Here is a 22,632-nt window from a genome sequence, read left to right on the forward strand (position 1 = left end):
TCTGCCTAAGAAGCGAGGAAACACGCCTAAGCTCTTGAAGTAGATGGGTCCCGAAGCCGGAGTCTAATTAAGCCAAAAACGTCAATGTTTGATAGGAAAAACTGGACTGGCGCAATTCAGATGTATTTCCTGCTTTACTATTTTTTCGGCGCTGGATGGCATCCAAATCCTGATGAGCGCCAAGGCATAATATATCCCGGCGTCCTGCCGAACAGAATTGGCGATGAGTCGGTCACCGCTGCGACTCTACACATCGCTTACCAGTTCTCAGGCCTCATTTCAGCGCCAGAAGGCTTGTACCGCTGCAGATTCGATGATCAAGGCATCTAGACCGATAACCCCTAGTTCGTTATATTGAAAAGTCACCAAATCAAGATATGTCACAAGGATGATGACGTGATAGATTTAAGTTTCAGACTCATACTGCACACTCTAAAAATTTAAACCAAACCCTGGTGTAGAATGATACGTTTATTCGCAAAAGCATCTTCTATATTATTGATCGCCCTACTCGCTATATATGTGGCACGTCCAACAGCATCAGTAGACTTAAATAATATAAAACACCAAGATCGCAACGCTTATATTGCAGCCGTACCTTTCTGGATTACAATATTTTCCGCGCCAGAGAATCAAAAAAGCATTTTTAAGGATGGCATTTTATTCGAAAATGGCAGGCCGATAGGACGCGGAGGAGCACTTCATGACGACATAAGCGAAAATGGAGGGGGAAAATGGTCTTACTGGGGGAGAGATATCTATCTCTCCCAGACGAAACACAACTCAAGCACCACCCCATCAGAGATGGCCTACAGGCTCTCCGTTAGCTTTGATCCGCCACTTTATATAATATTGCCAACAGCAACACTCCTTATACTATTCATCCTCCTTCACACAACCATAAGAACAAGAGAACTAAGTGCCGACCATTTAAAAAGAGCTGCCCCCTGTAAAAGCTGGAAAATAAAAGCCTTAAAGTACTCTCCAGAAATTGACGGAATCCGCGCTATAGCCGTAGGCCTTGTATTACTTTATCACTTTGACTTTCCGCACCTTAAAGGTGGTTTTGTAGGAGTTGATGTATTCTTTGTAATCAGCGGATACCTAATAACAAGCATCATATGCCAAGACTTGCACTCTGAAAAATTCTCTTTTAGAAAATTTTACTTCAGGAGAGCCAGGCGAATATTCCCCGCATTGATAGCAGTGTCGCTGCTTACGATTTTATGTGCGACTGCAATCACCCCTCCTGAAAATTATAAAGAATTCGGTGGCTCGCTCCTTTCCTCATCATTATTCATTTCAAATATTTACTTCTATTTTCAGTCAGGATATTTCGACTCAGACGCCATTAGCAAACCGCTACTACACACATGGTCGCTTGGAGTTGAAGAACAATTCTACATATTCTTTCCACTGCTTTTATTTTTTACTGGGCGACTCTTAAATCAATCAAAGGCCATAATTTCAATAATAGCTTTTGCATTAATCTCTTTAATCTCCGCAGAGATCGCATTAAGCTTTAGCAGAAATGCCGCTTTCTTCCTGTCTCCGTTTCGATTTTTCGAGTTTACTTTTGGCGCAATTCTTGTATTTATAAACAAAGACTATTTAAATCAAAAAAACAAGGAAGTCGTGGCTGCTATAGGAACATTGCTAATCTTAGCCCCAAGCTTTCTTTACTCAAGCCAGATGAGTTTCCCAGGAATCGCCACATTACCAATATGTATAGGGGCGGCGTTACTAATATATTGCAATGACGCTCCGATAACTTCAAAAATTCTCAGCTCAGGAGCTTTTGTTGCTATTGGAAAAATTAGCTATTCTGCATATTTGGTGCACTGGCCAATCGTTGTTTTTTACAAGTCCATAAGAGTAAGTCAGGCTCCGCTATCACTACTGGAAATTGCAGCCTTGCTATCTGCAACATTAATTATCGCAAAATTACTATATCAATATGTAGAAACACCATTTAGACACATCGAATACTTAAAGCAGCATGGCCGCATTAAGGCAGGCCTCATATCTTTCTGCGCATTACTGGCACCACTTGCAATTATTGGAGGCTTAATTTACTCCTCCAGCGGTCTGCCACAACGGTTCTCAGATGCTACTCAGCAGCTACTCAAAACGCCAATAGAGCAACATCGTGCATATGTATGGAATCGCTTCAACAAGCTTGAAGGGAAAAAATTTTCAAACAACCACAGAAAACGAGTACTGATTATTGGAGACAGTCAAGCTGCTGACTTTTTGAATATAATAGAAGAAACAACCCCTGAAAAACTGGACATCTCCACAATTTTAATACCAGTTTCATGCCAAGCGGTAATACCCATAAATACAGAGTTTTACGACAACATTCCCACTGATACCATGCAAAAAAAAGAGTGTCGAGAAAGGCAAAATAACATCTTAAATGACATACGCATTTCATCGGCCGACATTATAGTAATAGCCTCATCCTGGACAGACTATGGAATAGATCAAATACAAAACACCATACATGCACTGACGACATCAAACCGAAACGCCAAACTAATCATCATACCTTCAAAAGCTCAAGGTAAAGGGGGCATTGACGTAATGCTTCTATCTCGTTGGAAAGATGTCATCCCAGAAAAAATAGCTTTCGCCTCTCGAACCTCAAATCTTGAAAGCAAGAGAGCCAAGCTTATGGATCAAGCTCACGGGGCGCAAATCCTAGACATTGGAAAATACATCTGTAACTGGAACAAAAAAACATGCTCTGTTTTTTCAAATACCGGTGATCCAATATTCTCTGATGTCTCTCACATTACAAAAAGTGGAGCAATTTTTATTGGAGAGAAGCTTCAGAAATCAGGCGAACTTGAAATTTTCAACTAGGATGAATGGACTGCCCCCGCCCTTCAGTCAGATCTGAACGAAAGAGATCAGCGCATAGACGAGCTGACCTTCAACGACAATGATCGCGAACTGTCACGACGCAGCTGGGCCGCCAGCGCTGAAGATTGAGAGCTCGACAGTGACGAAGCTGGTCATTACCGGCGAGCCAAACTTCGATCCGCTGCGCCCTGTCCAAGCAACTACAACTCTCAAGACAGGAGTAGCGCCCTCAGTTGCTCAGGAACCTCAATAACTTCTCTGGTAACCGGCGAGACGCAAACGTGCGTAAGACTAGAAGTAAATGCTATGACACCTGGCGCTACATGCCCCTCGACTTCAAATGTGAACGAGTGAAGTCCAACACTGGAAACACTCACTTTCATCGAAAGCTCATCATCCCAAGTGACTGGGCGAAGAAACTCTAGAGAGAAAGCCCTCGCTGGAGGCAGTAGATTAAAACCCAGCAGAGTTCTTAATCCGGGGCCGGAGAGCCACACTGTAAGTGCATCATGAACAGCCTCAACAACGAAGTACGAAAACCTAGGTGTATAGACTATCCCCTCCGGATCACAATCGCCGAACAATACCTTTCTCTTAATAATCACAGAGCTCGGCACTAGATCAATCCTTAATATTGAGTGATAGAGATCGCAAGACCACATCGCAGCTCCTGCGTGTTCGGGTCGGACGATACCTCCCTCCCCCTTCAAAGTCAGCCGCTATAGCGGCCAAGGACGAAGTCATGCCTGAAGAAATCAAACTGATCCAAGCAGCACCGGTCGTTCGCGACGAATACGGAATGTTCCAGCACCCGAGCTGCCGGACTTCGACGAGGGCGACGGCGAAAAGTGCAAGGCTTGGGTCGCACAGCAGGGCCTGAAGCTCGTCATGATCAGCCTGGAGGCAGACGCACCGGAAGAGGTCGCAGATCGCTACTTCCAGTCCGATGAGCCGCACTGCGGCTACTGGGAGCCGGGCAAGCCTGAAGGCGAAGGCTGGTTCTGCTTGGCTATCCATGACACCAACGATGGCCCGGTCTGTTGGTGGGCGCGCCGGGAGGTGCAGCCATGATCCTCCCCGCCCTCTACATGCTCTACCTGATCTACACGGGGCCAAGGCCATGAATGACGTTGCCGAACCTGCGCGGCCTAGACAAAATCCAGCGTTACCCATAACCGTAAATGCACTTTTGGTTCATTGCCCGAGGTTAGGCTGGACGGGAATCAGATCCTGAACTTCTGCGCAAGAGTAGGTGTTGGAATAGTCGAAGAATTTCGGCCTTAATTCGGAGCCGTAGCTCATACATTGGAACGCAGACGAGCCTTTTTGCAAGATTAGAAAGTGAACCGTGCCGACTCTTGCTGGCGACTGGTAGGCGGCTTTGATCTCATAGCCACTGCGTAACAGATCGGTCACCTTTTGAGTTTCCGCCAAGGCCAATGTGCTAGTGACTAGTAAGCCCAGCAGCGAGATACTCAGGGCATTTTTTGCAATACGATTCGTTCTTGGCATGAATCCGTCATCCGTGAAGGGAAAATGCCAAGTTACCTAAGTTCAACAAAACCGTCACGGCCCAAGCCAGCTGAGTCGTAAAACTCAGCGGACTGGTCACACTCCGACAGGACTGGTCCAGAAGAGTCCACCCGACCCGAGAGCCCAGGACTTGGATGAAGGACTAGGCCGGGCGAACGCTGCAACCCTGCCACGGCGCAACGCCGGCGGCGATCAGCGCCATCTGCCCCCCCTCAACAATCGGAAAGCCTGTCCGCGGCGCCGGTACACCACCTACTACCAGCTACAGGCCGAATAACTACTTTCTGCCGCCACGCGCGGCATGGATATCTGCATGAGTATTATTGAATTTTTGAGTCATGACGAAGTGTGTGAGCTGACTGGCGCAAAAACAAAAGCCAACCAGATTGCTGTGCTGTGCAAAAACGGAATCAGGCACACAATCAAGCGTAACGGTTGGCCCTGCGTCACCACCGCAGCACTGATCGCGGGGAAAGTGGAGCTACCGACAGGGCGTGCCAAGTGACAACCGCGTAAGGCTCGATGATGGGCAGAAAACCGACACTTCCCGGGAGCATCCCTCGCCTGAGACTTCGCAAGCGCGGGGACAAGATCTACTACCTCTACGACACTGGAGGCAAGCCACGAAAGGAGATTTCCCTGGGGACTGATTACGGTCTGGCCATCATGGAGTATGCCAAGCTCGAGCAAACAAGAACCGCGTCAGCTCTGGCACAATCAGTGCTGACCTTTGCCTATGTGTCCGACCTCTACATGAGCGAGGTCGTCCCAACCAAGTCAGCCGCCACCCAGAAGAACAACAAGCGCGAGCTGAAAAACCTACTCGATTTCTTCAATGACCCACCGGCGTCGCTCGAGGATATTGAGCCGCAACATGTGCGGCAATACCTACGGGAACGAGGAAAGACCGCGCCGGTTCGGGCGAACAGGGAAAAGGCGCTGCTCAGCGCTATCTGGAACTTTACACCCGAGTGCGGATACACCGCGCTGGCCAACCCCTGTGCCGGGGTAAAGGGGCACAAGGAGACCGGTCGTGACGTATACGTCGAGGATGAAATGTTCGCGGCTGTCTACGCGAAGAGTGATCAGCCGCTCAAAGACGCCCTGGATCTCTTCTATCTAACCGCACAGCGAATCGCCGATACGCTGAAAATGGATTAGCGGGACATCAAGGATGGAAAACTTGCTGTTGCCCAGAGCAAGACCGGAGCCAGGCGCAGGATTGAGACCATTGGGGAACTAAGGGTCGTGATTGACCGCATTGCGGCCAGGAAAGCGGGCTACAGAGTGAGATCTACTCGGCTTGTAGTGATGGAGGATGGACAGCCAATGACCACCAGTATGCTGCGGGGAAGGTTTGATGCGGCGCGCGAGGCGGCAGGAGTTGAAAAAGCTGATTTTCAGATGCGAGATTTGCGAGCGAAGGCCGGCACCGACAAAGCGGAATCCAGTGGCGACATACTTGCAAGCAAGAGATCAGCTCGGGCACACCACGGTGGTGATGACAGAGAACTACATCCGCAAACGGATAGGCAAAAAGGTCACGCCTACAAAGTGAATTGCGGAACAGTATTTGAAATTGCGGAGCAGTTCAGGATAAGGCTCACTCAAAAAAACCGTGCAAGCCCTTGAAATAGATGGTGCCCGAAGCCGGAGTCTAATTCAGTGCAAAAACATCAACGTTTACTGGCCAAACCTAAAGCGACGCTATTCAGATGTACTTCCTGCTGTACTTTTTTCTCAGCGCTGGCTTGCATTCAAGCCCTGATGAAAGCTGATGTTACCACCCTCCAGCGTCCTGCCGACCGAACACCTCCCACTCAAATGCATGTTTCCACATCAGATCTAGCCTAGTCGTGTAGCTCTGACTCATCATTTCGCGCCGCATCCCCCAGTCCGGATTGCTCGGCACGCTGGCCGAACGAAGCGTTCTCCTGCCCCATCGTTGATTGATCTCGTCCAGACCCCCCTTCAGCTTTGTCGAGGCGCGCGAATGTGAACAAATGGTGACGTAGCAAGGCAGGCCGTTCGAGGATATTGGAATATTCAGGGCTGTATGCTGAATTGATCGCCCCGTGGGTAAGTGCACCATTTGCGAGTTTATGTGTATTGATAGCAATATCAGAGCTGACAAAGTCCAAAACTCCGCACCGTACCTTTAAGCCAAAACTGAATATTGAAATAACAAAATACAACCCTTTGCAATAAAAAAAACACCTATTCAACCCATGCTGGGCTACCGCTCATCTCTTGTCTACAAATATTTAAGATAATTATTTGACTCCCCAAACCTTGGACCTATAGTCAACTCGAAAACTGCTTAACAAAAGCCAATCCGCCGAACATTTAATTCATCGCACCCCTCTAACCCAGACAAAGGAAAGTCATAATGGGAATTATTGTTGATGTACTAACCGTGATAGATGTAGACACCATTATTCAATACTACAACGAAAAGGGACACCCGGACATCAGCACTAACCGCAACCAACCAACTGCGCTGAGCTATGATTTAGCCCAAAAAACAATCCACATGACTGCCAAGTTTAGTAATGGACTTCGACATCAAGGAACAGGCGACCTATATCTCCCAGTAGGAGTTGGCGATGTCATTCGATGGCGCGCAACAGACATCTCAAGGAACCTCGGCACTGCGGTGATATTAGATAAATTCAATATCCTTAGTTCCACCCCCCCTGGAATTATTACCCAGCCTAGACTAACGCCAATCACTGACAACGTATCATCGCTTAATCCCAATAATCCAAACGGACCACCAATCCCACAGATGATCACTATAAATACATGGGAGGCTACTGCAGAAGCAAGAGGTACCGTATTATACACATGGTCCTTTATTATCGTCGACAGATTTAACAAAGTCGTTGGATGCTGCATATGGGATCCAACACTCAACATCGAATAAACTGGACGACTATTAGGCAGCAAGACTCTCGCCCAACACAAATTGGGCGAGAGCCCTAGTACTGTTCACCTATTACGAAAGTCTATTTAGTACATACGCCACACTCGCAGCACTAAGTCGCCCCCCCCTAAGCGCTGACATTTAAAGAATTCAATACTTGTAAAAACCCCAATTTTCAGAAACATCCATTGCATACGCTTGACACGCAGCCAGCGCGATCATTCCTCGGTCTCCGTCGTCGGTGATACCGATAACGGGATTTTCCGCCACAAATTCCAGTTAACTGGATTCGGTCCAGAACACCCGATTCAGAGCGCTCGTACCCGGCATGCTAATTTTTACGCCCATAAATGTAGGCGAAAGCGTCATTCTTCTTAAAGCGGATTTTCAGCTGAATTTTATTCTTTTTGAATTTCCCGAACATACGCTTGGCAGGCCCGCAGCGCGATAAGTCCCCGGTCGCCGGAGTCGGTGACGATGTGACTGAAGGGTTCAAGGCCACGCTAATCCAGGCCGCCGCCGGCAAGATCAACATCGCGGTGTCGAGCAGCCACATGATCTACAGCAACGCAGGGGGCCGCACGCGCACGCTCAACCCCCCTAGATGAATTGGAAGTCAGCACCTTCCCATTCGGCCCGGTGTACCTGGCCTTCCGTGTCAGACCTACTGCATAACGATCTGTCGCGCGCCGGCTGAGCCTTCACTCAACGCCAGCGTCGTACTCACATCCGAGCCACCGACAAACCTGGTCGACGATACCGGCCAGCGGCATCGAAGATGCTAGGCCATGGCCAAGACCAACGCGGAATTGCAACAGCAGAAACGCGCCAAGGAGAGGGCGTTGCTCGAGCGGATCGGCGCTGAGCAGCCTACAGCAACTACTGAGCAGCCGAGGTAGTAGAGGTAGTGGATGAATTCGATTAACGCTCCACGGTTGCCACTAGCAACACTGCCAAGATCAACCATAGGCGCCAAGCAAGCGTTGTGAGCGACAACACTTCCCCAGGACCGGAATCTGCTGAGCGCTCCGGCTTCGAGATAACTACGTCTATTGACAGGTACCGAAGTAGTTCTTGTTGCCCTGCTTCTTATATGAGAAAGCGTGGCATGACTTAGAGGGCCTCGCGCTGGTGGGTTTATCATAAATATAAACAGTCACATGCACATCCTCCGAAAAAGGAACTGAACCCCCTTTATGCCATAGGTCTTTCTTGAGGTAGAGATTTTTACCTTTCGGATCCTTAGTCTTGTAAGCACTGGAAATTTCTGTCTTTACTGAATTCTCCAGGGTCGCCTTAATAGTGGTTTTATTACTATCTGGAGACTTTATATTACGTTGATCTTCTGTGAGTGGAGTCGGCTCCCAAGTATTACAAGGATCGGATGTACAAAGGTATACATCCGCTAGAGCATAACTAGAAAGAACAGATAGACTCAGCGCCGAGGCAAGTGAAATCAAACAGGCTGGTAGTTTTTTCATTGGTATCCCTCCCAATGGGAATTTGCTAGATGTAACTGTGAAACGTGGCCGATTCCTACCCTGCACTGAATGCCTCCTGGCACGCTGAAGTAAGAACTGAGATAGACCTTAGACCGGTCAGGGAAATTAGCAAGGTTGCAATCGCAACGTCCACTGTAGTGGCCTAATAAAACCGGACACCTGCAACCTGAACCTATTTCACTGCCCGCCAGCATTTCCAGGGGCAACTAACTCTCTTCAGTTATCCCTTCTTACCAGAAGGAATTGAGAGAGCACGCTGAGCGAGCGCTGAAGGCAGGTGTCCCACCGGCTTCTGCCGTATCCCCCCTGAAGCTCGGCATCGATATTGGCAATATCAAGACCAATGCCACTACCACCTTGCCCGGCATCAGCAGTAACGTGTTGCCCCTCTCAAAGACAAGGAGCGGTGGTGTCAATCAGAAGCCTCAGGAAAAACCTTCCCGCTGACCCAGACAACAACGGCTGGGTACTCGGCTGGGCAGTGATGAGGGACGTTCCCGGATCATGGCAATTCATCGATATCTACGCAGATAAACCTACCGCCGAAGCGCAGGCTAGACGTCTTGGTGGGTGGTACGTCGTCGAATACGGTGCCCACCAGCCTGGTACTGAAAAATTCATTGGCGGCTCTGCACCTCCGCAATAACGGGCCGATTCTCCTCGGCCAATCCCCTGCGGCACGAACCAGGCCCCGGTTCAGCAGTGAGCCCGGCTTTACCCTTTTGTGCCGCCAATCAGCACCCCGGATCTCGCGCCCGCATCCACCCTGGATGCCGTGCTTGCGGTCCCTATCCTGCAGGTGGTGCATCTGCATCAGCCGTGCAACGGCGCACTGACGCGCTGCAAGCCTGTCGCGCCCGCTGCTTCAGGTGCAGGTTCGCGCTCTGCCCCGCCAGCCATCCTTCTGCTCGGGGATAGTGCATGCCGAATTGATCACCGCCAGGTAGTTACGCCCCGCAAGACGTCTAGCAGTAGAGAGGCCCACCCTCTATAACCATCAACAGCTTGATTGCTAAAAACATCCTGTTTTTATCGTATTCCCGAATGCCCCGTTTAATAGGGACAACTATTAAACCCAACTCAAAACTACACCCACATTAAAAATATGCTTGCTACAGTTTAAGTAGCCAAAGCGCAGCAACCGCCATTCAACCTTTACATAAAATTGAATCACCCTATCGGAAACAACGCTCGTTCCTGCTGTGATATTTGGCCCGCAACAGCTGTTGCAATTGTTTCAACAAGCTTCACCCCAACCCACGAAAACAGACCCAGCATCAAGCAGCATCGATTGGCATGCCACACAACCCACATGCCATTCAACGGCACTAAGGAAAGCAGACAAGAATAATTGCTTTATACATCTCTAGTTCAACACTTGTCGAACAAGAAACAAGGCATCCACCCGCCAATGGTGGATATCGAATTATCTTGATTGAAAACTTTTACCCTAACAGGAGATTACTATGAGACCGGTCCAGAAAATCACCGTTAACAACAAAGGCGGCTACGTATTCAACTTCTCGGTCCAATGGCTGGGCAGCGACGGCAGGTGGGTGACTTCCGAATGGAATAGCGGCAACTATCCCGTGGCGACCTCGCGGACAACTCCCGATCTGAACACCATTGGGGTTCCGGCCAATGCGCTGGCGGTCACGGTCTATGGACACGCAGTAGCCGGGACTTCCGGTCAGGGAACGCCGTTTGTCGCGTTCGCGGCTAACGGTCAGATCGCCACCTATGACGCTGTCGGTACCACGTTCATTGGCTTTGCAATCAACTTGATCGAGTAGACCGCAACCCTTGTCCCGATGATGCCTGGCGCCAATGCTCCATGGAGGGTTGGCGCCAGCGCATTTCATCGACCGCATGTTTCATGCCGCCACCACCCAACTGGACATCATCATGAGAAAAGTCGAGCGCATTGGCTGCCTTAACAATGGCATCTTCATCATGAACTTTTCGATTCAGTGGTTTGATTCGAAGGGAAGCTGGCATACCTCAGCCTGGAACAGCGGCAACTTCAACAACGGCCTGTACAAGGTAAGCCCGGCACTTTCGTCGCTCGGAGTTCCAGCCGATGCGATCGGGGTGGCCCCTTATGTTTGTGCAGTGCTTGGAACAAGTAGTCGAGGGACGCCCCTGGTGCAGTCGGCAGATAACGGCAGGCTGGCAGCTTACGAAGTGACAGGAACGACCCTGGACTTCAAGGTCCAGCCTCTGCCGTGGAGGAACTGGGCTCAGAACATCGTTCATACAATGTCGATCGATGGGGAATATTACTTCTCGCCGACGAACCTGGTTGAACTCCAGGCCATCGTCAGTCAAGCCGCACTGGCTGGCGCGACTGTCCGCGTTTCCGGCCAGCGGCACGCGCAGCCGGCCCTGGTGGCCGAAGACAATCGCCTCGCGCCGAACCCGGCACGCTGGCTGATCGACCTCTCCTGCTACAAGGACCTGGGGCCCGAGGGCAATCAGTCCATCGTGCTGCACCCCTCCGAAACCAAGGTCACGGTGAACACGGGTGTACGCGAGGATGTACTGGATGCGTTTCTGACGGGCCACGACATGATGCTCAAGACCGTGACCGCCGGCGGTTTTTTCAGCCTTGGTGGGATGACCGCGGTGGACGTGCACGGTGCCACCATCAACGCGCCGATCTTCGCGGAAACGGTCTCGGCGTTCAGCATCATGGGCCCGGATGGCCAGGTAAGGACCCTCGACACACAGACCCCAGCGGTGGATGGCTGGTCGCCCCTGCAGTTCGCCCGCGTCTCTCTGGGGGCCCTGGGAATCGTCACCTCGGTCACCGTGGAGGTGATGCCACGCCCCTGGGCCACGACCTTGAAATCGGGCAAGGAGGGCAACATCACCTGTAACGATCAGCAGGCGTTCATTGCCCAATTCAAGACCCTGCTCGCGAGCCATGACCGCGTTGAGTCCTTCGTCAATCCGTACACCCACCACTTCCTCATCCTGTGGTGGGACCTGGTTTCGTCCCCAGCGACGAAGATTCCGAACCTGAAGGCAAGCGTTCCCGATGCCTGCGCCCTGGCGCAAGAAAACATCTTCGGCGCGCCCTATTTGATACCGATGGAGCCAATCCTCGAACCGCCCCTGATTGCGGCGCAGTATCTTGGAAACAAAACGGCGGCCAACGCGATCATCGATGCGGGCTACCTCACCATCGAAACGCTCTTCGATCAGGCTGCGGCTGTCTACTCCGACTTGTGGCTGACCCGGGCGTCGCGGGTGATCTTCATGTCTTATTTCATCGAACTCCCGGCACTCGATGACTCAGGGCTGGGCAAGGCCTGGCAGGGTCTTGACGCGGTCATGGAGCGCCTCAAGCGTTCCAGCGACTTCCTGCTGGTTGCCCCCATGGAGTTCCGCTTCGTCCGTGGCGGCGACAGCGTACTGGCCGGAACCTACACCGAAACCCCCAACGCGACCTTCGTCAATCTGGACCTGATCGGTTACGTACCGGCCGTCGCGGGGGCTGAATACCCCCAGCTCCTGCTGCACTTCTTCGCCGACATCGAGCGCGCCTGGGTGGCCCTGGGAGGAATGCCGCACACCGGCAAGATGTTCGGTTTCTACGACCCGAGTCGCCCCGTTGGAACATTTTCGCCACCGTTCAACCCGGCGTTCCTCAAGGATCTGGCGACGCGGCGCGGTGCCAGAATCAAGGCCTTCGATTCCTACCGCAGAAGCTGCGATCCACAGGGTGTGTTCCACAACCGTTTCGTAGCGGCGCTGTTGGGAGACACGCCCCAGTAGAGCTGCCCCGCCAAGGAAAGCGTCCGGTGCCTGATCTACAGTTGAAGCAGGCATTGAGGACATGACCATGTGCGGGCGCCTTTCCCAGTACCGTGGCATTCATGATTTCGTGGCGGCCTTGAGCATGCCCGGGGCCCTGGTCGACAACCTGGGCGAGCAGCCTCTGGGACACTACAACGGCGCACCGAGCATGCAACTGGCCCTGTTCCATGTCGCCGCTGGCAGGCTTTACGCCGACCCGGTGCGCTGGGGCTGGAAGCCGCACTGGGCCAAGGATCGAGCCCCACCGATCAATGCCAGGGCCGAGAACGTGGCCCACGGCCCGTTCTTCCGGCAAATCTGGCCACACCGGGCCCTATGCCCAATAGACAACTGGTTTGAATGGGTGGACGAAGGCGGCCCGAAGAAGCAGCCTTACCTGATCCGGCACCGGGACGGCTCGCCGATTCTCTGCGCTTCGATCGGACAACTTCCGAATCCAGACGAAGGCCACGGGGAGCACGAAGGCTTTGTGATCATCACCGCCGACAGCGCCGGCGGCATGGTCGATATTCACGACCGCCGACCTGTGGTCCTTGCGCCTGAGCTGGCCCGGGAGTGGCTCGACCCGGCCACGCCGAAGGAGCGCGCCGAACAGATGGCCCTGCACCAGGGCGAGGTCGCCAAGGCCTTCGAGTGGTTCAGGGTCAGCACTGCAGTAGGAAATGTACGCAACCATGGGCCGGAGCTGATAGTGCCGCTGGCCAAGGCCGTCGGCGACAACATGATGAACTGCGGATAATCACTAGCGAGCAACGACAGCCGCCACCAACCAGAAACTCCGTTCGTCAGTTCTACATGAAATACCAAACTCTCACGTTTGAAAGTAGAGTGCTAGGATCTACAGTGAAATCGCAACATCGCCTTTTAGCACCCTGCATAGCCTCCGAACACAGAAAAAATTAAACACTCGTTATCAAGGATGATAAAGATGAGCGCAACCCAAAAATTACTTCTAATTTCCATATCGACACTGGCACTCATCTCATGCAGTAATTTCACATCACCACCTACCACGAAGCTAGCAGCAACCACATGCCTTCCCAAACAAGTAGTGTTGCCATCTACAAAGACGCCAATAGATCAGGGACATATTTTTTGCGGAGAAGTGAAGTCCGGTATCGCAAAAGGCTTTCATTCAGCGGCAAATGCCACATTCGTCAGTACAATTCTTGCCGAAACAACGATAACAATGACAAAAATCACAACAACTACAACTACAAAAACAAGTCCACCGCCTACTTCATTACCCCCAACACCCTTACCACCGCCCTTAATATTCAATCTCAACAACACTCAAATATACAAACTGTTCAACTTCATTATTCATGATGGATCAAACTCTGCAGTCAAATCAAGTTCGACAATGTTTCCAAACAGCTGCACAGCAAGCCAAGTACTAATGAGTATTGATTATGCCTATAATCATAAGTACGATCAAAAAAACCCTATACCAACCTCGTATAACTGCGACGCCGACGCAAATAGTAGGTGCGGCCCCTCCTCACCCATTCCCGTAGACAAAAAATACTGTCTGGTCTTTAACAAACCGATTCCGCTGCAAACTTTTTTCGACGGCAAAACCATCACAACTGCGTATCCAATTTTCTAAAAGGCACGCCCCAACAAAGGTTACAACCTGGCACGCCATTTATAGGAGAGTGATGGAGCATGAATTGAGGTGATGCTTAAAATGTAGGTCAGTGCGTAACCTCTCTGACATACGCTTGACACGCGGCCAAGGCGATCAGTCCTTGATCGCCGTCACCGGTGATGGCGACAATTCGTTGAGCAGCCGCTGGGGCAAGTTCGGCTCGCGTTTCTCCATGAACCACGCCGCAGGTGCCGGCGGTGGCTGACACCCCACTGCCACCACCCGTGGCGGCGGTGTTGAGTAGGACTGACAACCGCAGGTCAGCAGTAGCAAGCCGATCACGCAGGCGAGCTTGGATCGATTGAGCATCGCGTAATTCCTTGTAGTGGTTTTTGTCATTCGCCTGCAGGCGGTCCTCCAGCGCCCGGCGCGTGTCCTGCTGGGTTTCCTGCCAGTTGATCACCGCCGTGGCAGCCTGCTCGCGATCCGTGCTGTACGCCTGAGCCTTCTCGGCCAGAGCCTTACCGTAGGCGTTGGCCTGCCACGCCCATGCGCTCCAACCGCCCAGGGCGACCCCCAGAACCAGGGCCAGGGCTGGCAACAACCAGCTCAAGGCCTTCATGCAGCCTCCAGGAACAACGCTCGCTCGGCCTCCCGGCGGCGCGTCAGGCCGGGAAGCACCTTTCCTCCTGCCTTATTCCAGCGCGGGAACTGCTCGGCCGCGGCAGCATAGTCGCCAGCATTGAGCAGACGACGCAGCGTCGACGACTCCAGGTTCGCCGCTCCCAGGTTGTAGGTGAAGCTCATCAGGGCGTCCCACTGGTTCTGGTTCAGAGGCACCGTAATCAGGCGCTGCACCTCGGGCTCGAAGCGCTGCGCATCGTTCAGCAGCATGCGCTCGGCCGCTCTTTGCTGATCGACATGCAGGCCTTCACACCGCGCGTTGTTCCATAGCCAATGGTCCAGACGCCAACACTGTCTTGGTAGGCCTGCAGGCGCAGGCCTTCGAACGACTTGATCAAGTTCATGCCGCGTTGTGATGTACGCATTACTTTTCTCCAGGCAATAAAAAACCCGCTCAAGGCGGGCGTGTTTACACGTCGCAGTTACAACTGCGGATTGAAGGGGTATGGGTATTCAGCAGTGTCTATGTACGAGCAAGAAGGCATGCGATCTGAAAGCAGCGACATGAACCCCTGGGGGGTCGTGCTGTGAACGCCGTCGTACGTAGTTTCCGGCGAGTTCCACTGCAGTGCACAATTGACCCCTGCTGCCCGTAGCAGCACTCATGAACAGCGCCTCTGAAGACAGTGCCGCTGCCGAGCTGGCTCACAAAGCCGCAGCCGCGGTCCCATGGAATATGCGCGGCGTACGTCTTGTTCGCCTCGAGACTTACTGCGTAATGGGCATACCACCGTAGTGATGACTGAGCAGTACATCCGCAACCGCAAAGGCAAGAAGGTCTCACCGACAAAGTGAATTGCGGACCATTGGATTAATTGCGGACCGGAAAGATACAGGCATTTACACTGGCTATAGCCCGTAAACCCTTGATTTTAGATGGTGCCCGAAGCCGGAATCGAACCGGCACGCCCTTACGAGCGGGGGATTTTAAGTCCCATGCGTCTACCAGTTTCGCCATTCGGGCGGTAGCGCGATCACGCGACACTGGAACAATCAATCGGCAGCAAGCCGGCCAGTGCTTAAAGCAGGGTGTGGAATATATACATCCAGTCCTTGTGAAGCAAGGTCGAAGCAGGCAAAAAAACCTCTCCCTCCACTCTGAGTCCTGTGTAAAAAAGCACAGGAAATCAGGAGCCTACAGCGGCGATCTGATCATCCTCGAGAGGCTCACCAAACACTGCGTCGACTTTTTCAGCGGCGCCAAGACTAACATGGAGATATTAGCCAACCAACTGATTTATAAAGACTTATCATCAGCCCCATGCTCGTTCGAGTCTGGCACCAGCCAAACCAAGCAAAGCGTTCGGCGCGAAGCAGCCCATTGGCAGGCCTCAGGCCTCAGCCAGAAAACGCAACGATAGTTTGAGTTTGAGCGGGTCTTCCTGGGAGGCGGCCAACTCGGTCTCCAGGTGAGTCGAAAACTCCTGCTCCACTGGCGCCTCAGGGCCTTTGACCTGGGCCACTGTTCGGTTGTTTTCCAGCACCTTTGAAAGTTGCGCATAGGTGTAATTGGCGGGAGGCGTATTGCCTATATTCATGGAGGTCGTCCTTGATATTGAGTCAATCCGCGAGGACAGATCGAAGAGTAAAAAGTCATGGCATGCCGCGCTCAGGTCATTGATCAGATGCAGGCACTGCGATGGGATACTACAGGCTCTGAGCTGGAAACAAGCACGTCAATAGCCAACGGAGTTCGCCCAGTACACATGACCTCGCCATCCATGAACCGGTAAAGAGCCATAGATACCGGGCGAACGACACAAAGCTATGCGTTCAGAATGACATGTTCAACTGTCACCAATAACGTCCAGATGGCGTTATCCGGCGTAGTTGGTAAAACCACCAGCAAAGGCTCTGCGCCCAGCCCGGAGTTCGGTGCGCAACTCGCCGATCAGGTTGGAGATGTCGCGCACACTAGTGAGTTCGGCGGTCGAGACACCGGTCAGCAACAAGTCCACCCGGCCAGATTCGGCATCGTAGATCTTGATCGTCAAGGAACCGTTGGGATGCACGCTGCAGACGCAAGAAAGCGGGAGAAAGCCAGACTCCAATATGTGACAAAGCTCGCTGGTGGAGAGCATGGCTTCTCGCCTGTGTGGGATTTTGTGGATTTTTCCTATTGAGAATAGGTCAGCGTCTGATCCTGTGTATCGAAAAACACACAAAAATGCTAACTACCTCTCAGTTCTGCTACGCAGTTTCTGAACCCGACCATTCTCCGATCGTCTGAGGCGCAAAGCCCGGGAGAAAAGCATGAACCATTCATCCCCTGCCGTTCTACACCTGCTGTGCGGCAAGATCGCCTCGGGCAAATCCACCCTGGCCAAGCGATTGGCCGAGGCTCCCGGCAGCGTGTTGATCTGTGAGGACCAATGGCTGGCGCAGCTGTACCCGGGCCTTATTCATTCAGTTGCTGACTATGTACTGCATGCCCAGCGCCTGAAAAATGCGCTGGAGCCTTTGGTCATCACCCTGTTGCGCGGGGGAACCCATGTCGTGCTGGACTTCCCCGCCAATACCCTGGCCCAACGCGCCTGGTTGCGAGCCTTGGCAGATAAGGCTCAGGCCGAGCATCAATTGCACCTGTTGCATGTCGATGAGGATATCTGCCTGACAAGACTGCGGGAACGTAACAGCCAGGGGGATCACCCCTTCAGTACCAGTGAGGAGCAATTCGAGCTGATCTGCCGTTACTTCGTGCCTCCACAGGCGGAAGAAGGACTGCACATCCTGGAGCACTGAAATCCGGGATAGCTGGGCCGGGCCCTATGCTGGGCCCGTTTCCGAATCTTGCGTGGGAAAAGTACGCCGAGAACGGTGACGACGGCAAATTTCAGGCAAAAAAAAGCCCAAGTAGCTGATGGACACTTGGGACTAAAAATGCATAAACCGTGGTAGGTGAACGCGGAGCTATAGTAACGGAACAGTACATTCTGTAACAAGATATTTTGAAGAAAAAAACGTAAATAAAATCACCTAAGTCATTAAATATCCACACTTTTTTTGAGTCTTTGAATTTCAGAGCACTTCTTCCCGAGCCTTTTCCAGGCTCCACGGCGATGCGCCTGAGCTGGCCATCGCCGTACTGCGACCAGCCGTCCAGGTTTAAACGAAAATGCGCTGAAAATTCACAGAATCGCAACAGACAGACAACATTGCTCACCTTAAATTGCCGGCACTTGCCTGAATGGAATGTGTTGGTATGAATGACTTTCTCGACGCCCTGCCCCTGATGCTGTGCCTGACCACCTTTGCCTGGTGTTGCTGGGGCTAGGAACTCGAACCGGCCCTTCCCGAAGCGGACCGTGACGCCAAGTACGAAATCTCGCCGCACAACTGTTCCCGCCCCCAATCCCCACTCTCACACCGATTCGACGACCGCCGCGGGACTAAACAGTGCCTGCCCTAGCGCTCGTGCCCGCTCCAGGCAAGGCGCCACATCCCCGCTCTCCGAGTCAAAGATCAGTTGCGAGGTCACCACACTGGCCCCGCAGTAGTCGAAGATCCCATGGTCGATCTGGGTCTGCATCGCGTCGAGATACCCATGTCGCTCATAAGTGCCAGCGTCGGCACCGGCAACCCCCACCAGGTGCACTCGCAGGCGCCCAAGCTTTTTCTCCAGCTTGGTATCCGCGCGAAAATCGAAGGCCCAGCCATTGGAGAACACGCGATCGATCCAGCCCTTGAGTAGCGCCGGCATGGACCACCAGTAAATCGGGTAGACCAGCACCAGGGCATCGGCGCGGTCGATGCGTGCCTGTTCGGCGAGCACATCGGCGGGAGGAAGCGCCTGGCTTCGATGCACTGCGATATCGGCAGCACCGAATCGTGGCTCGAACCCTTCAGCCCAGAGATCGGCAATCTCCAATGAATGCCCGGAACCGCGCCCCAGCCCCTCGGCAATCTGCGACGCAAGGCTATGGGTGAGAGACTTGGGATCATGATGAGCGACAACAACAAGTGCATGCATGGCGAGTACTCCTGCGGACGGATTGCGCTAGGGGATCTAGCTTTATATACTTTTAGTAAGTTACTGCCGATAAGTTACTTTTGGTATATAGCCATGTCAAGCAATCAGAAAACCGATTCCGTTTCATCGCCGCGACGGCGCCTGTCACGGGAGCAACGCTTGCAACAACTGATGGCCGTGGCCTGGCAGATTGTCCGTGAGCACGGCACTGAGGCACTGACCCTGGGGCATCTGGCGGAACAGGCCGGCGTCACCAAGCCGGTGGTTTACGACCATTTCAGTACTCGAGCGGTGCTCCTGGCGGCGTTGTATCAGGACTTCGACCAGCGCCAGACTCTGCTAATGGAACAGGCCCTGCAAACCAGCGAACCGACCCTTGCCGCCCGCGCAGCGGTCATTGCCACGTCCTATGTCGACTGCGTGTTGCTACAGGGCCGCGAAATCCCGGGGGTGATTGCCGCCCTGGCCAGTTCACCGGAGCTGGAAATCATCAAGCGCGACTACCAGGCGATATTCCTGGAAAAGTGCCGCAGTACTCTGGAACCCTTCGCCGCCGAAGCCGTGATCCCAAGGGCCGGGCTGCGCGCCATGCTCGGTGCGGCCGAAGCGGTGTCCCACGCAGCAGCGTTGGGAGAAATCACTCCCGCACAAGCCCAGGAAGAACTCTGCGCCACCATAGTGGCCATGGTTGAAAGAGCACGCGCCAGCACCTCTGCAAGCCAATGAGCCCCTGCCTGGATATAGACGACCGGCCCCTGCGCCAGTCCCGCAAGGAAGAAGCAATGTTGCTGACCCGATTGGAACCGCTGGATGAATTGCTGCAACGCTATCGACAAGAATTGGGCAAGGACTTCACCGGCTATCGCAACCATGTGTACCGGGTGATCAACTTCTGCAACCTGCTCATCAGTGCCGATGCCCAGCAGTTGCAGAAGCTGGCCATTGCCGGCGCTTTCCACGACCTGGGCATCTGGACCGCCAGGACTTTCGACTATCTACCGCCGTCGCTGCGCCTGGCTGAAACCCACCTGGATGAAATCGCCAGGCCCGAGTGGAAAGCCGAAGTGCTGGCAATGATCGAACAACACCACAAGCTCACTGCCGCCGCCCCTCGCCCAGACAGCCTGGTGGAAAGCTTTCGTCGAGCCGACTGGATAGATGTGTCGCTGGGAATGTTGAGTTTCGGCATCTCGCGGGACGATCGGCGCCGGGTATTTTCAGCCTTTCCTGATGCGGGCTTTCATCTGCGCCTGGTTCAGCTGTCTTTCAAACAACTGCTGATCCGCCCCTGGAAGCCATTGCCCATGCTGCGCCTTTGATCCGCCGGCTGCCCGGCCCGCCGCTAAAGGCCGGAGCGCGTAAACTGCACCCATTAATGGCAATACCGGCCGCGAGTCAGGCGGCTGCAACCACCGAGAACACCTATGTCGCCCCAACCCCCTACGGCCCTGCCGCCCCTGAACGCTGACGCTGAAACACAGCCGCTGCCCCCAGACACCGTTGGACTCAATGCCGAGGCCAACCGAGTGCTTTCAGTATTCGACTTCGACGGCACCCTCACCCACCACGACAGCTTCGTGCCCTTTCTGAAGTTTGCCTTCGGGCAACGGGCGTTCAGCCAACGGATACTCAAGCTGGCGCTGCCCAGCCTGGGCTACCTGGCTCGTCGTGTTGAACGCGACCAACTCAAGGCGCAACTGATCAGCACCTTTCTCAAGGGCATCGAGGCGACGTGGCTCCAGCAACAGGCCGAAGCCTTCTGCCTGAAATCCTGGACCCGGCTGATGCGCCCGAGTGGACTGCAAGCGGTAGCCGGGGAACTGCGTTCCGGGGCGCTGGTAACCCTGTGCTCGGCGTCGCCGGCCCTGGTCCTGCAGCCTTTCGCCACGCGCTTGGGCGTCAGGCTGATCGGAACCGAACTGGAGGTGATCGATGGCGTGCTGACCGGCCGCATCGCCGGCCACAACTGCCGTTGCGAGAACAAAGTGCTGCGCCTGGAAAGTGTCTACGGCCCATTGAGCCAATACCGACTCAGGGCCTGGGGCGATACCCGGGGTGACCGCGAGCTTCTGGCTGCGGCACAGGACGCCCACTGGCGACACTTCCACCCGGCCTGGCGCCGCGGGCTTGGCGCTCGCTGACACCCACCGCCCCCACACAAAGCACCCGACCAACGGCAAACGGCCAGGAAAAAGATTCGCTATACCCAACAGCAGGCGCTCCGGCGGCCATAGGCCGGAGGGCGCTGGCGACGGTAAATAGCCTGAGAACAAGAGCAGCCTCGCAGACCAGGGACAAAGAACCGCTTACACAAGGAGAGGGCCTGCCACGATGAAGACCAATGGCTATCTGCTGCGTACGCTGGCCGTATTGCTTGCGGCCGGAGCACCCGCCGCCCTACTTCTGAGTCACCCCAGTCCTCCCCCTTACCTGGCAGTTGCACCTGCATTCGATTGGCCGCGCCTGGGCGCCTGGGCCAGTTGCCTGGCAGGCCTGTTGGTCTTGTTCGTCCTCGCCGGCCTGCGAATTCGCGGCCGGGTACTTGGAGTACTGATCGACGAACGCAACCGCTACTCGCTGTCACGTCTGCAAATGACCCTATGGACGCTGCTGGTGCTGGCCACCCTGTATACGGTGTATATCGGCAACATTGTCCGGGGAAACGCCACTACAGCGCTGATGGTGGACCTGGATTACAACCTGATCGCATTGATGGGCTTCAGCCTGGCCAGCTTCGTCACTGCCCCCATGGCCTTGAACCGCAAGGCCGAGCAACCCGCAGATCATAGCGCTCTGGCAACCACTGGCCAGCAGTTGCTCGACAGCCAGAGCCTGGTGGCGCTGCCGTCGGCCAAGGGCCAGGTACTGATGAAAAGCGACCCGAAGGACGCACGATTGGCCGACCTGATTCGCGGCGAGGATGTGACCAATGGCGCCATCGTCGACCTGCCACGCCTGCAGATGCTGCTGATCACCATGGTGGTGGTGTTTGTCTATGGCGCCGCCGTCGGCCATATCCTGGGTTCCGGCAGCTGGGTGCTGGAGGTATTGCCGAAACTGCACAACACACTGCTGTTGTTGGCCCTGATCAGCCACAGCGGCTACGTGGCGGGCAAGTTGATCCCCAGCAACCTCAGTCCTTCCGCCATTTTTCCGGGGCCCACCGTCCAGGCCGACCCGCCAGGCACCGCAGCCGCGGTGCGCAGCCTGCCCCAGGCCGGACTCACTCCACCATAGCCATCAATCGCTGACGCATGCCGTCGCTGGCAGCCGGCCCCGCCTGCACCGTACACGCCTGCAACGGCACCAGACGACCATCGGCAACATCCACCATCACGGGCTGCACAGGTCGTCCGCTTTCACGTTCGACCAGTTGCACGCTCTCGCCCTCGGGCGCGTAGTGACGATTGCCCCAGGCTACGAAGGCCATGAGTACGACACGGAAGTCCTCGCCCTTGGCAGTGGGCACATATTGATAGCGCAAGGGGCGCTCGCTGTAGGCCTGGCGCTCCAACAGACCCGCCTCCACCAGGGAGTTCAGGCGGCGGGTCAGCATGTTCGGGGCGATCTCCAGGCTGCGGGAAAACTCGTCGAAACGTCTCAGACCGTGCAGCGCGTCGCGCATGATCAAGATGCTCCACCATTCGCCGACCCGTTCCAGGCTGCGGGCAATTGGACATTCAGCGTCGATCAGACTTTTTCGTTGCATGGCTGGCTCCTGCGATGCACCTCAGTA

The 22,632-nt window shown here is 54.0% G+C and carries 20 protein-coding genes, 1 tRNA gene and 6 pseudogenes; 16 read left to right on the forward strand and 11 right to left on the reverse strand.

Going from position 1 to position 22,632, the window contains the following annotated elements:
- The first annotated feature begins 462 nt into the window (after nucleotides 1-462).
- Nucleotides 463-2,868, forward strand: coding sequence for an acyltransferase family protein (locus tag ACSSVC_RS21385; RefSeq protein ID WP_492611333.1), 2,406 nt, complete (start codon nucleotides 463-465; stop codon nucleotides 2,866-2,868).
- Between the two features lie 209 nt (nucleotides 2,869-3,077).
- Here ACSSVC_RS21385 and ACSSVC_RS21390 read toward each other — a convergent pair whose 3' ends face one another.
- Nucleotides 3,078-3,485, reverse strand: coding sequence for an acyl-CoA thioesterase (locus tag ACSSVC_RS21390; protein WP_346635459.1), 408 nt, complete (start codon nucleotides 3,483-3,485; stop codon nucleotides 3,078-3,080).
- A gap of 125 nt (nucleotides 3,486-3,610) precedes the next feature.
- Here ACSSVC_RS21390 and ACSSVC_RS21395 point away from each other — a divergent pair.
- Nucleotides 3,611-3,939: pseudogene (locus tag ACSSVC_RS21395) on the forward strand (hypothetical protein).
- 123 nt (nucleotides 3,940-4,062) lie between these two features.
- Here ACSSVC_RS21395 and ACSSVC_RS21400 read toward each other — a convergent pair.
- A complete protein-coding gene (locus ACSSVC_RS21400) occupies nucleotides 4,063-4,380 on the reverse strand; it encodes a hypothetical protein (RefSeq protein ID WP_346635460.1) in 318 nt (105 codons plus the stop codon).
- Nucleotides 4,381-4,714: 334 nt separating this feature from the next.
- On the opposite strand from ACSSVC_RS21400, the gene ACSSVC_RS21405 reads away from it, so the two are divergent.
- Both ACSSVC_RS21405 and ACSSVC_RS21410 read left to right on the forward strand, forming a co-directional pair.
- Nucleotides 4,715-4,906, forward strand: coding sequence for a DUF4224 domain-containing protein (locus ACSSVC_RS21405; RefSeq protein WP_346635461.1), 192 nt, complete (start codon nucleotides 4,715-4,717; stop codon nucleotides 4,904-4,906).
- Nucleotides 4,907-4,926: 20 nt separating this feature from the next.
- A pseudogene (locus ACSSVC_RS21410) lies at nucleotides 4,927-5,959 on the forward strand (tyrosine-type recombinase/integrase).
- 222 nt (nucleotides 5,960-6,181) lie between these two features.
- Here the strand turns inward: ACSSVC_RS21410 and ACSSVC_RS21415 are convergent.
- A pseudogene (locus tag ACSSVC_RS21415) lies at nucleotides 6,182-6,379 on the reverse strand (DUF4113 domain-containing protein); the annotation flags it as partial.
- A 411-nt stretch (nucleotides 6,380-6,790) separates the two neighbouring features.
- On the opposite strand from ACSSVC_RS21415, the gene ACSSVC_RS21420 reads away from it, so the two are divergent.
- The 6 genes and pseudogenes from ACSSVC_RS21420 to ACSSVC_RS21445 all read left to right on the forward strand — a co-directional run bounded on the left by ACSSVC_RS21420 (nucleotide 6,791) and on the right by ACSSVC_RS21445 (nucleotide 14,260).
- Complete coding sequence (locus ACSSVC_RS21420) at nucleotides 6,791-7,327, forward strand: AidA/PixA family protein (protein WP_492611334.1); 537 nt, start codon at nucleotides 6,791-6,793, stop codon at nucleotides 7,325-7,327.
- A gap of 467 nt (nucleotides 7,328-7,794) precedes the next feature.
- Nucleotides 7,795-8,002 (forward strand): annotated as a pseudogene (locus ACSSVC_RS21425) (hypothetical protein); the annotation flags it as partial.
- Nucleotides 8,003-10,295: 2,293 nt separating this feature from the next.
- Entirely contained in the window at nucleotides 10,296-10,622 is a 327-nt protein-coding gene (locus tag ACSSVC_RS21430; RefSeq protein ID WP_015636211.1) for a hypothetical protein, read from the forward strand.
- A 76-nt stretch (nucleotides 10,623-10,698) separates the two neighbouring features.
- Complete coding sequence (locus ACSSVC_RS21435; protein WP_492611335.1) at nucleotides 10,699-12,609, forward strand: D-arabinono-1,4-lactone oxidase; 1,911 nt, start codon at nucleotides 10,699-10,701, stop codon at nucleotides 12,607-12,609.
- Between the two features lie 67 nt (nucleotides 12,610-12,676).
- Nucleotides 12,677-13,390 (forward strand): SOS response-associated peptidase family protein, encoded by a 714-nt coding sequence (locus ACSSVC_RS21440; protein ID WP_446440334.1) that lies wholly within the window; start codon nucleotides 12,677-12,679, stop codon nucleotides 13,388-13,390.
- 189 nt (nucleotides 13,391-13,579) lie between these two features.
- Nucleotides 13,580-14,260 carry an EndoU domain-containing protein gene (locus ACSSVC_RS21445; protein ID WP_404937040.1) on the forward strand — a complete coding sequence of 227 codons (681 nt, stop codon included), beginning with the start codon at nucleotides 13,580-13,582 and terminating at the stop codon, nucleotides 14,258-14,260.
- Between the two features lie 88 nt (nucleotides 14,261-14,348).
- Here the strand turns inward: ACSSVC_RS21445 and ACSSVC_RS21450 are convergent, their stop codons facing one another.
- Both ACSSVC_RS21450 and ACSSVC_RS21455 read right to left on the reverse strand, forming a co-directional pair.
- Nucleotides 14,349-14,864, reverse strand: coding sequence for a lysis system i-spanin subunit Rz (locus tag ACSSVC_RS21450; RefSeq protein ID WP_404937041.1), 516 nt, complete (start codon nucleotides 14,862-14,864; stop codon nucleotides 14,349-14,351).
- Nucleotides 14,861-15,291 (reverse strand): annotated as a pseudogene (locus tag ACSSVC_RS21455) (lysozyme). The gene ACSSVC_RS21450 and the pseudogene ACSSVC_RS21455 overlap by 4 nt, the downstream one beginning before the upstream one ends.
- Nucleotides 15,292-15,646: 355 nt before the next feature.
- Here ACSSVC_RS21455 and ACSSVC_RS21460 point away from each other — a divergent pair.
- Nucleotides 15,647-15,721: pseudogene (locus ACSSVC_RS21460) on the forward strand (tyrosine-type recombinase/integrase); the annotation flags it as partial.
- Nucleotides 15,722-15,803: 82 nt separating this feature from the next.
- Here the strand turns inward: ACSSVC_RS21460 and ACSSVC_RS21465 are convergent.
- From ACSSVC_RS21465 to ACSSVC_RS21475, 3 genes are all read right to left on the reverse strand, one after another.
- Nucleotides 15,804-15,890: transfer RNA gene (locus ACSSVC_RS21465), tRNA-Leu, on the reverse strand.
- A 367-nt stretch (nucleotides 15,891-16,257) separates the two neighbouring features.
- Nucleotides 16,258-16,464, reverse strand: coding sequence for a hypothetical protein (locus tag ACSSVC_RS21470; protein ID WP_346635480.1), 207 nt, complete (start codon nucleotides 16,462-16,464; stop codon nucleotides 16,258-16,260).
- Nucleotides 16,465-16,743: 279 nt separating this feature from the next.
- Nucleotides 16,744-17,007, reverse strand: coding sequence for a DUF1652 domain-containing protein (locus ACSSVC_RS21475; protein ID WP_346635481.1), 264 nt, complete (start codon nucleotides 17,005-17,007; stop codon nucleotides 16,744-16,746).
- Between the two features lie 172 nt (nucleotides 17,008-17,179).
- On the opposite strand from ACSSVC_RS21475, the gene ACSSVC_RS21480 reads away from it, so the two are divergent.
- A complete protein-coding gene (locus tag ACSSVC_RS21480) occupies nucleotides 17,180-17,668 on the forward strand; it encodes a P-loop nucleotide/nucleoside kinase family protein (protein WP_346635482.1) in 489 nt (162 codons plus the stop codon).
- Between the two features lie 91 nt (nucleotides 17,669-17,759).
- Here ACSSVC_RS21480 and ACSSVC_RS21485 read toward each other — a convergent pair whose 3' ends face one another.
- Both ACSSVC_RS21485 and ACSSVC_RS21490 read right to left on the reverse strand, forming a co-directional pair.
- Nucleotides 17,760-18,260 carry a hypothetical protein gene (locus ACSSVC_RS21485; RefSeq protein WP_346635483.1) on the reverse strand — a complete coding sequence of 167 codons (501 nt, stop codon included), beginning with the start codon at nucleotides 18,258-18,260 and terminating at the stop codon, nucleotides 17,760-17,762.
- Nucleotides 18,261-18,287: 27 nt separating this feature from the next.
- Complete coding sequence (locus tag ACSSVC_RS21490; protein WP_492611336.1) at nucleotides 18,288-18,896, reverse strand: NAD(P)H-dependent oxidoreductase; 609 nt, start codon at nucleotides 18,894-18,896, stop codon at nucleotides 18,288-18,290.
- A 93-nt stretch (nucleotides 18,897-18,989) separates the two neighbouring features.
- Between ACSSVC_RS21490 and ACSSVC_RS21495 the strand changes: the two genes are divergently transcribed.
- The 4 genes from ACSSVC_RS21495 (at nucleotide 18,990) to ACSSVC_RS21510 (ending at nucleotide 22,133) form a co-directional block, all read left to right on the forward strand.
- Complete coding sequence (locus ACSSVC_RS21495; RefSeq protein ID WP_346635485.1) at nucleotides 18,990-19,622, forward strand: TetR/AcrR family transcriptional regulator; 633 nt, start codon at nucleotides 18,990-18,992, stop codon at nucleotides 19,620-19,622.
- 56 nt (nucleotides 19,623-19,678) lie between these two features.
- Complete coding sequence (locus tag ACSSVC_RS21500) at nucleotides 19,679-20,215, forward strand: hypothetical protein (RefSeq protein WP_346635486.1); 537 nt, start codon at nucleotides 19,679-19,681, stop codon at nucleotides 20,213-20,215.
- A gap of 105 nt (nucleotides 20,216-20,320) precedes the next feature.
- Nucleotides 20,321-21,037 (forward strand): HAD family hydrolase, encoded by a 717-nt coding sequence (locus tag ACSSVC_RS21505; RefSeq protein WP_404937048.1) that lies wholly within the window; start codon nucleotides 20,321-20,323, stop codon nucleotides 21,035-21,037.
- Between the two features lie 190 nt (nucleotides 21,038-21,227).
- Nucleotides 21,228-22,133 (forward strand): hypothetical protein, encoded by a 906-nt coding sequence (locus ACSSVC_RS21510; protein ID WP_346635488.1) that lies wholly within the window; start codon nucleotides 21,228-21,230, stop codon nucleotides 22,131-22,133.
- On the opposite strand, the gene ACSSVC_RS21515 is transcribed toward ACSSVC_RS21510, so the two are convergent.
- Nucleotides 22,120-22,605: a winged helix-turn-helix transcriptional regulator gene (locus ACSSVC_RS21515; RefSeq protein ID WP_346635489.1), complete on the reverse strand. Its 486-nt coding sequence runs from the start codon at nucleotides 22,603-22,605 to the stop codon at nucleotides 22,120-22,122. The genes ACSSVC_RS21510 and ACSSVC_RS21515 overlap by 14 nt on opposite strands.
- Nucleotides 22,606-22,632: the final 27 nt, after the last annotated feature.

This window comes from Pseudomonas sp. E1BtOHC1, assembly GCF_058744285.1.

Coding starts and splice junctions, on each gene's coding strand:
- ACSSVC_RS21510 (WP_346635488.1), top strand. CDS start 21,228: ATGAAGACCAATGGCTATCTGCTGCGTACGCTGGCCGTATTGCTTGCG.
- ACSSVC_RS21385 (WP_492611333.1), top strand. CDS start 463: ATGATACGTTTATTCGCAAAAGCATCTTCTATATTATTGATCGCCCTA.
- ACSSVC_RS21420 (WP_492611334.1), top strand. CDS start 6,791: ATGGGAATTATTGTTGATGTACTAACCGTGATAGATGTAGACACCATT.
- ACSSVC_RS21515 (WP_346635489.1), bottom strand. CDS start 22,605: ATGCAACGAAAAAGTCTGATCGACGCTGAATGTCCAATTGCCCGCAGC.
- ACSSVC_RS21500 (WP_346635486.1), top strand. CDS start 19,679: ATGTTGCTGACCCGATTGGAACCGCTGGATGAATTGCTGCAACGCTAT.
- ACSSVC_RS21435 (WP_492611335.1), top strand. CDS start 10,699: ATGTTTCATGCCGCCACCACCCAACTGGACATCATCATGAGAAAAGTC.
- ACSSVC_RS21495 (WP_346635485.1), top strand. CDS start 18,990: ATGTCAAGCAATCAGAAAACCGATTCCGTTTCATCGCCGCGACGGCGC.
- ACSSVC_RS21490 (WP_492611336.1), bottom strand. CDS start 18,896: ATGCATGCACTTGTTGTTGTCGCTCATCATGATCCCAAGTCTCTCACC.
- ACSSVC_RS21400 (WP_346635460.1), bottom strand. CDS start 4,380: ATGCCAAGAACGAATCGTATTGCAAAAAATGCCCTGAGTATCTCGCTG.
- ACSSVC_RS21405 (WP_346635461.1), top strand. CDS start 4,715: ATGAGTATTATTGAATTTTTGAGTCATGACGAAGTGTGTGAGCTGACT.
- ACSSVC_RS21480 (WP_346635482.1), top strand. CDS start 17,180: ATGAACCATTCATCCCCTGCCGTTCTACACCTGCTGTGCGGCAAGATC.
- ACSSVC_RS21445 (WP_404937040.1), top strand. CDS start 13,580: ATGAGCGCAACCCAAAAATTACTTCTAATTTCCATATCGACACTGGCA.
- ACSSVC_RS21440 (WP_446440334.1), top strand. CDS start 12,677: ATGTGCGGGCGCCTTTCCCAGTACCGTGGCATTCATGATTTCGTGGCG.
- ACSSVC_RS21475 (WP_346635481.1), bottom strand. CDS start 17,007: ATGCTCTCCACCAGCGAGCTTTGTCACATATTGGAGTCTGGCTTTCTC.
- ACSSVC_RS21470 (WP_346635480.1), bottom strand. CDS start 16,464: ATGAATATAGGCAATACGCCTCCCGCCAATTACACCTATGCGCAACTT.
- ACSSVC_RS21450 (WP_404937041.1), bottom strand. CDS start 14,864: ATGAAGGCCTTGAGCTGGTTGTTGCCAGCCCTGGCCCTGGTTCTGGGG.
- ACSSVC_RS21430 (WP_015636211.1), top strand. CDS start 10,296: ATGAGACCGGTCCAGAAAATCACCGTTAACAACAAAGGCGGCTACGTA.
- ACSSVC_RS21505 (WP_404937048.1), top strand. CDS start 20,321: ATGTCGCCCCAACCCCCTACGGCCCTGCCGCCCCTGAACGCTGACGCT.